This window comes from Pseudomonas sp. MS15a(2019) (genome assembly GCF_013277805.1).
Taxonomy (GTDB): domain Bacteria; phylum Pseudomonadota; class Gammaproteobacteria; order Pseudomonadales; family Pseudomonadaceae; genus Chryseomonas; species Chryseomonas benzopyrenica.
The window spans coordinates 21,693-33,936 of sequence record NZ_VBTN01000023.1; the positions used below are offsets into that span (position 1 = coordinate 21,693).

6 protein-coding genes and 2 pseudogenes are annotated in these 12,244 nt (G+C 63.5%); 4 read left to right on the forward strand and 4 right to left on the reverse strand.

What is annotated here, in order from left to right; all coding sequences use genetic code 11:
- Nucleotides 1-6: 6 nt before the first annotated feature.
- The 3 genes and pseudogenes from FEZ61_RS23925 to FEZ61_RS23935 form a co-directional block, all read right to left on the reverse strand.
- Nucleotides 7-1,490: pseudogene (locus FEZ61_RS23925) on the reverse strand (SulP family inorganic anion transporter).
- A gap of 605 nt (nucleotides 1,491-2,095) precedes the next feature.
- On the reverse strand, nucleotides 2,096-3,502 hold the full coding sequence (locus FEZ61_RS23930) for a heavy metal sensor histidine kinase (protein ID WP_169854974.1): 1,407 nt from the start codon (nucleotides 3,500-3,502) through the stop codon (nucleotides 2,096-2,098).
- A gap of 5 nt (nucleotides 3,503-3,507) precedes the next feature.
- Nucleotides 3,508-4,182: a heavy metal response regulator transcription factor gene (locus tag FEZ61_RS23935; RefSeq protein ID WP_026083573.1), complete on the reverse strand. Its 675-nt coding sequence runs from the start codon at nucleotides 4,180-4,182 to the stop codon at nucleotides 3,508-3,510.
- A 220-nt stretch (nucleotides 4,183-4,402) separates the two neighbouring features.
- Between FEZ61_RS23935 and FEZ61_RS23940 the strand changes: the two genes are divergently transcribed.
- The 4 genes from FEZ61_RS23940 to FEZ61_RS23955 all read left to right on the forward strand — a co-directional run bounded on the left by FEZ61_RS23940 (nucleotide 4,403) and on the right by FEZ61_RS23955 (nucleotide 10,414).
- Nucleotides 4,403-5,650: a TolC family protein gene (locus tag FEZ61_RS23940; protein ID WP_231357402.1), complete on the forward strand. Its 1,248-nt coding sequence runs from the start codon at nucleotides 4,403-4,405 to the stop codon at nucleotides 5,648-5,650.
- Nucleotides 5,651-5,691: 41 nt separating this feature from the next.
- On the forward strand, nucleotides 5,692-6,966 hold the full coding sequence (locus FEZ61_RS23945; protein ID WP_017638793.1) for an efflux RND transporter periplasmic adaptor subunit: 1,275 nt from the start codon (nucleotides 5,692-5,694) through the stop codon (nucleotides 6,964-6,966).
- A 9-nt stretch (nucleotides 6,967-6,975) separates the two neighbouring features.
- Nucleotides 6,976-10,113 (forward strand): CusA/CzcA family heavy metal efflux RND transporter, encoded by a 3,138-nt coding sequence (locus tag FEZ61_RS23950; protein WP_017638792.1) that lies wholly within the window; start codon nucleotides 6,976-6,978, stop codon nucleotides 10,111-10,113.
- A gap of 91 nt (nucleotides 10,114-10,204) precedes the next feature.
- The gene (locus FEZ61_RS23955; RefSeq protein WP_017638791.1) at nucleotides 10,205-10,414 is read left to right on the forward strand and encodes a hypothetical protein; all 210 of its coding nucleotides are present in this window, start codon (nucleotides 10,205-10,207) and stop codon (nucleotides 10,412-10,414) included.
- A 516-nt stretch (nucleotides 10,415-10,930) separates the two neighbouring features.
- Here FEZ61_RS23955 and FEZ61_RS23960 read toward each other — a convergent pair.
- A pseudogene (locus tag FEZ61_RS23960) lies at nucleotides 10,931-12,079 on the reverse strand (IS3 family transposase).
- Nucleotides 12,080-12,244: the final 165 nt, after the last annotated feature.

Consider the following 12,244-nt stretch of genomic DNA (forward strand, 5'->3'; position numbering starts at 1 on the left):
CTCTCCTCAGTGGCCCAGCAGTTCGCTGCCGGCCCCCGGCTTGTCGTGAATGCCGAAGCGATCGACCAGAGTCGCGCTGGCCTGGTCGAGGTCGAGCACCTGCACGGTCACGCCTTCCCGGCGATACCTGAGCACGACCTTGTCCAGGGCGGCGACGGCGGTGATGTCCCAGAATTGGGCCGCCTTGAGGTCGATGCGCACCTCGTCGAGCACCTCCTTGAAATCGAAGGAGGCGAGGAAGGCCGCGGTGGACGAGAAGAACACCTGGCCCTGCACCTCGTAGCGGCGTACGCCGGGCGCCTCCAGGCGGGAGGTGATGGTCAGCTGGTGCCCCACCTTGTTGGCAAAGAACAGCGAGGCCAGCAAGACCCCGACCAGCACGCCGAGCGCCAGGTTGTGGGTAGCGACCACGACCACCACGGTGGTCACCATCACCAGATTGGTGGAAAGCGGATGGCGCCGCAGATTGCGGATCGAATCCCAGCTGAAGGTGCCGATGGAAACCATGATCATCACCGCGACCAGGGCCGCCATGGGGATGCGCGCGAGCCAGTCGCCCAGGAACACCACCATCAGCAGCAGGAAGACGCCTGCACAGAGGGTGGACAGCCGCGTACGGCCCCCGGACTTCATGTTGATCACCGACTGGCCGATCATGGCGCAGCCCGCCATGCCCCCAGCAGACCCGCGGCGATGTTGGCGATCCCCTGGCCCTTGCACTCGCGATTCTTGTCGCTGGGCGTATCGGTGATGTCATCGACGATGGTGGCGGTCATCAGCGACTCCAGCAGGCCGACCACGGCCAGTGCCAGCGAATAGGGCAGGATGATCAGCAGGGTGTCGAGGGTCAGGGGCACCTGCGGCCAGAGCAGTACCGGCAGGGTATCGGGCAGCTGACCCATGTCGCCCACCGTGCGAATGTCCAGGCCCAGGGCCAGGGAGACGGCGGTCAGCACCAGGATGCAGACCAGCGGCGACGGCAGCAGCCGGCCTACCACCGGCAACAAGGGGAACAGATAGATGATGCCCAACCCGGCGGCGGTCATGGCGTAGACCTCCCAGCCGACATGGGTCAGCTCGGGCAACTGGGCAAGAAAGATCAGGATCGCCAGGGCGTTGACGAATCCCGTCACCACGGAGCGGGATACGAAGCGCATCAGCGCGCCCAGGCGCAGATAGCCGGCGGCGATCTGCAGCACCCCGGTCAACAGGGTGGCGGCCAGCAGGTACTGCAGGCCGTGTTCCTTGACCAGGGTCACCATCAGCAGCGCCATGGCGCCCGTGGCCGCCGAGATCATCCCCGGCCTACCGCCGACGAAGGCGATCACCACGGCGATGCAGAAGGAGGCGTAGAGCCCCACCTTGGGATCGAGCCCGGCGATGATGGAAAAGGCGATGGCTTCCGGGATGAGCGCCAGGGCGACCACCAGGCCGGACAGCACGTCGTTCTTCACATTGGAGAACCAATGCGTCTTGAGGGTATGCAGCATAGATAACTCGCACCTGTGCCTGACCCGTCGAGCAGGTGGCAAACGCCGGATCAGGCGTGAATGTCAGGGTGGGCAGCCGCCACGTCACGGGCGCGACAGGACGGCAAGCGTCCTTGCAACAGGCAAGGACGAGGAAGGCGCGAGCTATGGGGGACTGGGTTGCCAGTCGAGAGATGGGTATTGCATGCCTGCAATCGTAACACATACCGCGGCGACGGCCTTGGGAGGACAACTGGGCGGTTGAGCACGTTGGAAAATGATCCTGACGAGACCCCGATGTATTAAAGAGGTCCAGCCAAGCCATTTAAATATACCACCCCTACACACACCCTGAACTCCAAATCACCCCTGCACCCCCTCAGCCCGGGCTCGCCTACCGATCACCCGCGCCCCGCGCGCGATAGAAGGAAAAGCAGGAAGGGAGCGAGCTACTAGCCCCATATTTGAACTGACGTCCACCTCAGCGCGGCAGAAGGGAAGGGGAATATAGTGAGAAAAAAGCCTTGCTCATTTCGTCTACTGCGACATTGACAAATTTCTACCGCGCTCTGCTATTTTGTGCCGCTGAGCACTACTTTACGCACTACAAACCTAATCTACTTGAGCTATTGAGCACCGTTACTGCCGTTGACTGCCAATGGCGGCAGCAGATAAGACGAAGGTGGAAACTTTAGTAGAAAGCGTGTCTGCCCTTCTGAACATTCCACGCATGCCCCACCTCCATGATAAGCCATGATCGCGCGTACGATCGCCAGCCCCAACCCATTGCCGGCGGTATGGCGGTCACTGCCACGGTAGAAGCGCTCGAAGAGCCTGGGCAGCTCCTCGGTAGCGATCGGGGGGCCTTGGTTGGTAACCGCCACGCACCCGACGCCGTCTTCTCGCCTAAACAACGTCACCGTCACCTCAGTCCCGGGATAAGCATGTCGAATGGCGTTCGATAGCACGTTCGAGATGGCACGCTGGATCATTAGCGTGTCGCCCTCGACCAGCAGCTGCCCCTCGACGGCCAGCTCGAGTTCGCGCGCCTCGGCATAGGCTTCGAACAGGCTGCAGACCCTGAGCGCCTCGTGCTCGACAGCCACCTTGCCCAATGAACTCAGCGGTTCGTGACTGTCCAGGCGGGCCAGCAGCAGCATGTCCGTGACGATTCGGCTCAGGCGATCCAACTCGTCCAGGGATTCCTCCAGGGCCTGTTGATACGCGGTCTCGTCACGCTTCCGGCTGAGTATCATCTGCGTACGCCCAATGAGGATCCCGAGCGGCGTACGCAACTCGTGGGCAACGTCGTCGGCGAAGCGGTCGAGCAACTGCACCCCGGCGTTGAGGCGCTCCAGCATGGTATTCAGCGCAGTGGCCAGCTCAGCCACTTCTGCAGGCAGGTTGGTGTCGTCGACCCGCAAGGTGAGCTGTCGGGTAGTGATCGACCGTGCGGTACGGCGGAAGCGCCGCAAGGGTGCAAGGCCCTGATAGCCCGTCCACCACGCTGCGGCGCCGATCAGCAGCAGCAGAATCGGCAGACTGATTAGGGCCGCGCGGAGGAAGGCGTCCAGGAGGAAGCTGTCGTTGCTGCGATCCTGGCTCAGCAGTAGCTGCAGTGGCGGTAGCCCTGGAATGGTCAGGTTGGCTCGGGCAGTCAAAAGGTCATGACCGTCATCGGAGTGCCAGGCCAAGGTCTGGGCATCCGGCCAGCGTTCTGGCCGGAGCTCGTCGGCATAGGCATGGGAGCCCAGCCCGTACAGGGGAGTGTCCCCGGTGGCCGACAGCACCGTGACTGACAGCTCCTCGTGGCCGAGCAGCGTATCAGCCAAGCTGTGCTGCCAGGGCGCCTTTGGATCCGTGGGACGCTCTTCCAGGCTGTGCTGGATCTGACCCAATTTGGCTTGCAGCTGGTCGGCAGCGCGCCTGCCCAGCTCTCGATCCAGAACGCTGTACACCATGACGACCAGCAGGATGGCCAACAGCAAGCCCACGCCCGTGACCATCAGCCCCAGGCGCAGGGCCAGGCTCATGGGCCTCACGAACGACGCTCCATCACGTAGCCAACGCCTCTTACGGTATGGATAAGGGCTTCCCCGAAGGGCTCATCGACCTTCATCCGCAAGCGTCGAATCGCAACCTCCACCACGTTGGTGTCGCAGTCGAAATTCATGTCCCAGACCCGCGAGATGATCTCGGTGCGGGAGAGCACTTCGCCCTGGCGCTGCATGAGCAGATGAAGCAGCGCAAATTCCTTGCTGGTCAGGTCGATGCGTTGGTCGCCGCGAAAGGCCCGATGGCGAAAGGGATGCAGTTCGAGGTCGGCCAGTTGCAGGGTCTCGCTGAGCACTCGCGTCTCGCCGCGCCTGAGCAGCGCGCGGATGCGGGCGAGCAACTCCGGAAATTCGAAAGGCTTGGTCAGATAGTCGTCAGCGCCGGCGTCCAGTCCACGGACGCGTTCGCTGGTGCGGCTCTGCCCCGTCAGCAGCATCACCCGGGTCTGCTTGCGTCGGCGCAGCAATTCCAGGACTTCCAGGCCATCCATCGTCGGCAGATTGATGTCCAGCAGGATCAGGTCGTAGTCCTGCTGGAGGGCCAGATGCAAGCCATCGATTCCGGTCGCGGCCCGATCGACCACATAGCCATTCTCCGTGAGGCCCTGCTGCAGATAATCCGCAGCCCGGGCTTCGTCTTCCACTATCAGTAAGCGCATCGTCGGTGTCGGTCGTGTCGAGAGGGCGACGCAGGCTGCAGCCTGTAGCCAGTAGAGGGTCAAGCGACCAAGCCTGCCGCTATCCTTGCCCGGCGGCAACTTCCTTGCAGCTTTGTAATGTTGGTGTCACCGGAGCGATAGGTGGCGCTCCCTAGAGTCGGCTTCGCTATCGAGCGTCGCTCCCTTCGAGCGTCGCGCCTTCTGCACAGGAGCCGCTGTCGTGCCGCTATTCTTTTCTTGTCGACATCCCGCCCTATGGCACCTGATGGTGCTGGGGCTGGGCCTGCTGCTCGCCGGCGGATCGGCCCAGGCCTCAGCGCTGACCCTGGAGCAGGCGCTGGCCCAGGCCCTGCGCGACAATCCCGACTACCTGGCGGCCCGCCAGGAGACCGCCGCGGCCGCAGGTGCACGGCAGCAGGCAGGCCTCCTGCCCAACCCGGAACTCGCCTTCGAGGTCGAGGACACTCGCTCTGCCAGTCAGACCCGTAGCATCACGCTCACCCAGCCCTTTGAGCTGGGCGGCAAGCGCGCCGCACGGGTGGCGGTGGCCGAGGCCAACGCTGGCGTGGTCGACGCGGACCTCGAGGCGCGCCGTTATGCCCTCCGTGCGGACATCATCCAGGGCTTTTACGAGTTGCTCTTGGCAGAAGAAGCGGTGCGGCTCGCCAAGCAATCGCAGGCGCTGGCCCAGCGCAGCCTGGACAGCTCGGGGGCGCAGATTCGAGCGGGCAAGCTTTCACCGGTATCGGGTACCCGCGCGGAGGTGGAACAGGTCACCCAGCGGCTGGAGCTGAGACGCGCACTGCAGCAGCGTGACAACGCGCGGGTAAGTCTTGCCCGCCAACTGGGTGTCTCAGTGATCGAACTCGGTGAGCCGGTCGGTGACCTGGATCGTCTGCCCGAACCTCCCGGCGAAGCCCGGCTGCTGCAGGCGATCCGCCAGACACCGGCGATGCTCAAGGCGCGGCAGCAGGTAGCCGCCGGGGATGCCGACGTCGATCTGCAGCGCAGCCAGCGCTATCCGGACGTGCGGGTGAGCCTGGGCAGCCAATACGACGAGCTCGAGGGGGAGCGGGTGAATCTGGTGGGCTTCTCGCTCCCGCTACCGCTCTTCGATCGCAACCAGGGCAACCTGCTCGCCGCCTCCAGCCGCGCCGACCAGGCCCGGGATCTACAGCGAGCGACCGAGCTGCAGATTCAGGCCGAGACCCTTCAGGCGCTGCGCGACTGGCGTAGCGCGGCAGCGGACGTCGACGACTTGCGCAACCGGGTGATGCCGGCGGGCCAGCGCACGGTCGATGACCTCACGCGCGGCTTCTCGCTGGGACGTTTCGCCCAGTTGGATGTGCTGGAAGCCCAGCGCGCCCTCATTGCGGCGCGGGGGCAGTACCTGCTCGCCCAGCGGGCGCAGATCGCTGCCTGGGCTCGCCTCGAACGCCTCCATGGCCCGCTCTTCACCTCCCCATGACGCTACAGATCCCGGTAACGAACCGGGTGCGGAGTTCTTGCATGACCATGATTTCATTCAGGCCGAGACTGCTGCGGCCGCTGCTGATCGCGGTAATCGGCAGTGGGCTGCCGTTCGGTACGCTGCAGGCGGGTGCCGGCCACGACCATCCCGAATCCGCTGCACCCCCGGCGAAGGCGGCCGCTGCCAAGGCGGTAACGGCCCCGTCGCACGCGGCTCTGGCCGCAGAAAAGGACGGCCAGGCAGCAGACGAGGGCGCCCATGGCGAGGGCGAAGAGACGCATGCCGAAGGCGAGATCGAGCTGAGCGCGGAGCAGATTCGCGCGGCCGGTATCGAGACCCAGGTGGTCACACCGGTCAGCGTGGGCGCGTCCTTGAGTCTCCCCGGAGAAATTCGCTTCGATGAGGATCGTACCGCTCACGTGGTGTCTCGCACCCCCGGCATCGTCGAGGAGGTGAAGGCCAATCTCGGGGACCGGGTGCGCAAGGGACAGGTGCTGGCGGTCATCGCCAGCGAGCAGCTGTCCGAGGTGCGCAGCGAGTTGGCGACCGCACAGCAGCGTTTGCAGCTGGCGCGCACCCTCTATGCCCGCGAGCAGAGCCTCTGGCAGGAGCGGATCAGTGCTGAGCAGGATCTGCTGCAGGCGCGGCAGACGCTGCAGGAAGCCGAGATCGCCGTCCGCAACGCCCGCCAGAAAGCTCAGGCTCTGGGTGGCGCGGCCTCCGCTCAGGGCGGTAGTCGCTATGAGTTGCGCGCACCCTTCGACGGCGTGGTGGTGGAGAAGCACCTGGTCCTCGGCGAGCGAGTGGACGAAGCCAGCAACCTGTTCACGCTCACCGACCTGTCCCGCGTGTGGGCGACGTTCGCCGTTCCGGCGCGTGACCTCGATCGAGTGACCGTTGGCCGACAGGTGGAGGTGGTTGCAGGAGAGCTGGACAGTCGCACCGAGGGCACCGTGGCGCATGTCGGCAATCTGCTGGGCGAGCAGACCCGGGCGGCGACCGCCCGCGTCACCCTGGCCAATCCGGCCGGCGCCTGGCGCCCGGGTCTGTTCGTCACGGTACGGCTCGCTGACGAGCGCAAGGCCAAGGTACTCGGCGTGCCCAGTGGCGCCGTGCATGTCGTGGAGGATCGCCCCGTGGTGTTCGTCCGGACGGCGGACGGATTTCAGGCGACCCCCGTGGTCACCGGGGTGCGGGACGGTGAGCGCACCGAGATTCGTCAGGGCTTGAGCGCCGGCCAGGTAGTGGCCGACCGCGGCAGCTTCATTCTCAAGTCGGAACTGGGCAAGGGCTCGGCCGAGCACTCCCACTAAGGGCGCATCATGTTCGAACGTATTCTTCGCTTCGCCATCGAGCAGCGCTGGCTGGTGCTGCTCGCCACGCTCGGCATCGCCGCCCTGGGGATCTACAGCTATCGCCACCTGCCCATCGATGCGGTGCCGGACATCACCAACGTCCAGGTACAGATCAACGCGGAAGTACCGGGCGCTTCGCCGCTGGAGGTCGAACAGCGGGTTACCTATCCGCTGGAAACGGCCATGGCCGGCCTGCCCGGGCTGGAGCGGACCCGGTCGTTGTCGCGCTCGGGCTTTGCTCAGATCAGCGTCATTTTCGCCGATGGGACGGATCTGTTCTTCGCTCGCCAGCAGGTGAGCGAGCGCCTCCAGGGGGCGCGCGAAGCCCTGCCGGAGGGCGTGGAGGTCAATCTGGGGCCGCTGTCCACCGGGCTCGGGGAAATCTTCCTCTGGACAGTGAAGGCCGCGCCTCAGGCGCGCCGGGCTGACGGCGAAGCCTATACGCTCACCGATCTGCGCGAGATCCAGGACTGGATCGTCAAACCCCAGTTGCGTACCGTACCCGGGGTGGCGGAAGTCAACACCATTGGCGGCTACGCCAAGGAGTATCAGATCGCGCCCGATCCCAAGCGCCTGGCCGGCTATCGCATCACCCTGGAACAACTGGCGGTGGCGCTGGAGCGGAACAACGCCAATGTCGGCGCCGGTTTCATCGAGCGCGCCGGGGAGCAGCTGGTGATTCGGGTACCGGGGCAGCTCGCCTCCGTCGAGGACATCGCCACCATCGTGCTGGCGACGGTGGACGGTACCCCGGTACGGGTCCGGGATGTGGCCACGGTCGGGGTAGGGCAGGAGTTGCGGTCCGGGGCGGCTACCGAGAATGGCGAAGAGGCGGTGCTCGGCACCGTCTTCATGCGGGTGGGCGAGAACAGCCGCGAGGTGGCCCTGGCGGTGGCTGGGCGCCTGGCGCAGATCAACCGCAACCTGCCGGAAGGCGTGCAGGCGGTCGCCGTGTACGACCGCACCACGCTGGTGGACAAGGCGATCGCCACGGTACGCAAGAATCTGGTGGAGGGTGCGCTGCTGGTCATCGCCGTGCTCTTCGTCTTCCTCGGCAATCTGCGCGCGGCGCTGATCACCGCGCTGGTGATCCCGCTGTCGATGCTCTTCACCTTCAGCGGCATGGCCGCGAATCGGGTCAGCGCCAACCTGATGAGTCTGGGTGCGCTCGACTTCGGCATCATCGTCGATGGCGCCGTGGTGATCGTGGAGAATGCCATTCGCCGGCTGGCTCATGCCCAGGAACGGCACGGTCGGGTACTCGATCGAAGGGAGCGCTTCCAGGAAGTGTTCGCCGCCGCCCGCGAGGCGCGCAGACCGCTGATCTTCGGGCAGCTGATCATCATGGTGGTCTATCTGCCGGTGTTCGCCCTGACGGGTGTGGAAGGCAAGATGTTCCATCCCATGGCCTTTACCGTGGTGATCGCCTTGCTGGGTGCCATGCTGCTGTCCATCACCTTCGTCCCGGCGGCCGTGGCGCTGTTCGTCACGGGTCGCGTGCAGGAAAAGGACAATCGACTGATGAGCGCGGCGCGGCGCGGCTATGCCGTCGCGTTGGATGCAGCCATGCGTCGGCGGCCACTGGTGTTCGCCGGCGCTGGCCTGAGCGTGGTGCTGACGGTGCTGCTGGCGCTGCGCCTGGGCAGTGAATTCGTACCTAGCTTGAGCGAGGGTGATTTCGCGCTGCAGGCGCTCAGGGTGCCCGGTACCGGCCTGGGGCAATCGGTGGACATGCAGCAACGCCTGGAGCGCTCCATCCTGGATCAGGTACCCGAGGTGGAGCGGGTATTCGCGAGGACCGGGACCGCGGAGATCGCCGCAGATCCGATGCCGCCGAACATCTCCGACAGCTACGTGATGCTCAAGCCGCAGGCACAGTGGCCTGATCCAGGCAAGTCCCGCGAGCAGCTGATGGCCGAGCTGGAAGCAGCGGCGGCGCGTGTACCCGGTAGCAATTACGAGTTGTCGCAACCGATCCAGCTGAGATTCAACGAGCTGATTTCCGGCGTGCGCAGCGATGTGGCGGTCAAGGTCTTCGGCGACGACATGGCGGTGCTGAACAAGACCGCTGCGGAGATTGCCAGGGTGTTGCAGAAGGTCACCGGCGCCGCCGAGGTGAAGGTGGAGCAGACCGGGGGGTTGCCGCTGCTGAGCGTGCAGATCGATCGTGAGCGAGCCGCGCGTTATGGCCTCAATGTCGGTGACATCCAGGATGTGATTGCCACGGCGCTCGGCGGACGCAAGGCCGGCACGCTTTTCGAGGGTGATCGCCGCTTCGATCTGATGATCCGCCTCCCGGAAACGCTGCGCAGCGATCCGGCGGTGCTGGCGCGCCTGCCCATTCCATTGCCAGCGGTGGAAGGCCGCGTCGAGTTCATTCCCCTGGCCGATGTGGCGCGCCTGGAAACGGTGCTGGGGCCGAATCAGATCAGCCGTGAAGACGGCAAGCGCCTGGTGATCGTCAGTGCCAATGTTCGCGATCGGGACCTGGGTAGCTTCGTGGCGGATGCCACCGCCGCCATTACGGACCAGGTACGGATTCCCGCAGGCTACTGGACCAGTTGGGGTGGCCAATTCGAGCAGTTGCAGGCTGCCGCCGCCCGCCTGCAACTCGTGGTGCCGGTGGCCTTGCTGCTGGTGTTCGTGCTGCTGTTCATGATGTTCGGCAATCTGCGCGACGGCCTCGTGGTCTTTACCGGTATTCCCTTCGCCTTGACGGGCGGAGTGCTGGCGTTGTGGTTGCGGGACATTCCCCTGTCGATCTCGGCAGGCGTGGGTTTCATCGCGCTGTCGGGCGTCGCGGTGCTCAATGGCCTGGTGATGATCTCCTTCATCCGTGGCCTGCTGGAGGAGGGCAAGCCGCTGGACATCGCCGTGCGCGAGGGGGCGCTGGTCCGCCTGCGGCCGGTGCTGATGACTGCGCTGGTGGCCTCGCTGGGCTTCATTCCCATGGCCCTGGCGACGGGCACCGGCGCAGAGGTACAACGGCCGCTGGCGACCGTGGTGATCGGCGGCATCCTGTCTTCCACCGCCCTGACGTTGCTGGTCCTGCCCGCGCTCTACCACAGTGTCCTGCGCCGTCGCGAACAGCCCGGGGAAGGATGACAGGATTGTAATGCGCGGCTCATCCTGGCGTTAGCCGCGCCCCTCTAGAGTGGCTCTCATACCCACACTGCACCCTAGAAGGAGAAACACCATGACGTTCCTTAAAACTGCCCTGTTTGCCGCCACCCTCGTTGTTGCGAACCTCAGCTATGCCGCAGACGGCAGCGAGCGCTCGATCTCGCACAACGAAAATTTTCGAGAGCGCCAAGCGGCGCTCCAGCAGCATCGAGAGACGCATGAGATGGTGGCGGAGGAGGTCAATCAGTCAGGTAAGCAAGATACAATTAAAAAGACCGACTAATTTTAACAGCCAAAATTGGCATTTTGTCGCTTGTGGCTTTTTAGGCTCTGACTGAGGGTATGGTAAGTTTTTAAGCAGAAGTACCGTACTCGAATGCCTAGGCTCAAGGACAGGCAGGGTGGCCAACTAGATAGCGCTAGGGACATACGAGCATGAGAGGCACAGTGTTGCAGCTGATCAAGAATGCTAAACGGCAAGGAAGCATCTCCGATCTCACTTCGTTCCGTCCGTCTGGTTGGTCAATAGGCCCCAACGTACTGACCTGCTAGTGCCGCGCTCGCGTCGTATTAATTAGGACATAGAAGCACCCATCGAAGTGTAGCGTCAGATTTTTGATATCTGCCGCGGCTTGAGCCGCGTGAAGACACGAAGCAGATCTCCATCATCACAAGGGGGGCGATGCGCATAAAAATTCGATTGTACAGGCTTGGCGAACCAAAAATTTTAATCGACATGAGTAGCGGCAGTTAGGCACCGGCTGCATCGATGGCGCCGATGTGAATCGGCCCCGCTTTCCTAGACACTCTCCAAGCTCTGGAAATAGCGTTTCTCAAACTCTATGGCGATAGCTGCCTAGCGCTGCCGTGCCATCGTTTAGGGTTATAAGACATCTCGATGTAATCGTACACATTACTACGGGCTTCTTCGCGGGTGCCGTAGGTTTCTCGTCGGATGCGTTGGCGCTTCAGCAACTGGAAAAAGCTTTCCTCCACCGCGTTGTCGTGGCAGTTGCCGCGTCGACTCATGCTGCTGATCAGGCTGTTGGCCTTGAGGAAAATCTGCCAGTCCGAACTGCTGAACTGGCTGCCAAGGTCAGAGTGAATCATCACTTCCTGCTTGGGCTTGCGCCGCCACACCGCCATTAGCAACGCATCAATGGCCAAGTCGCTGCACATCTGTGGTTTCATCGACCAGCCAATTACCTGGCGTGAAAGCAGATCCAGCACCACCGCCAAGTACAACCAACCCTCATAGGTACGGATGTAGATGATGTCGGTGACCCAGACTTTGTTCGGTTCACCGACGTCGAACTGCCGCTCCAGGCGATTGGGCGAGGCCACCGTCGGCCTGCCGCCGTAGTAGCCGGGGCGCTGACGATAGCCGGTCTGCGAGCGCAGCCCTTCTTCCCGTATCAGGCGAGCCACACAGTGCCGGCAACAGGACTCCCCCAGCTCACGCAGATCGTTGTGGACCCTGCGGTAGCCGTAAACTCCACCGTTTTCCAACCAGGCATGCTTGATCAATCCGCGCAGGAGCTGATCTTCCTTGGCGCGTACGGATTTCGGCTCGGCCAGCCTGGCGTAGTAACCGCTGGGATGCACCTGGAGCGTCTGGCAGAGACGTCGCACCGGGTACTCCACCGACAGCTAGCTGATGAAGGCCTACTCCAGCCGGACTCCTTGGCAAAGTACGCGGCGGCCTTTTAAAAATGTCTCGCTCTTCGGTCACCCGCTTGAGTTCGGCGCGCAAACGACGCAATTCGGCATGCTGATCGTCTTTTTGCTGCCGCTGTTCTTAGGGCTTGCCGTAGCGCATGATCCAGGCATACAGGCTATGCACCGACATGCCCAACCGCGCCGCTACCTCAGTAACGGGGAGGCCACGCTCGGTCACTAGCTTGACCGCTTCGATTTTGAATTCTTCGGGGTAACGTTGGTCGCTCATAGCACCTCCTAATGGGCGTCATTATGAAGCTTGGAGGTGTCTACGAAACTAGAGGCGATTCAGTTGGGCGATAGGTTAACTATCATAGCTGCGCGGCTATTCCCAGAAATTAGACCCAAAAAAAGGGTGCCAATTGGCACCCTAAGACGTACACCCTAACCAAAG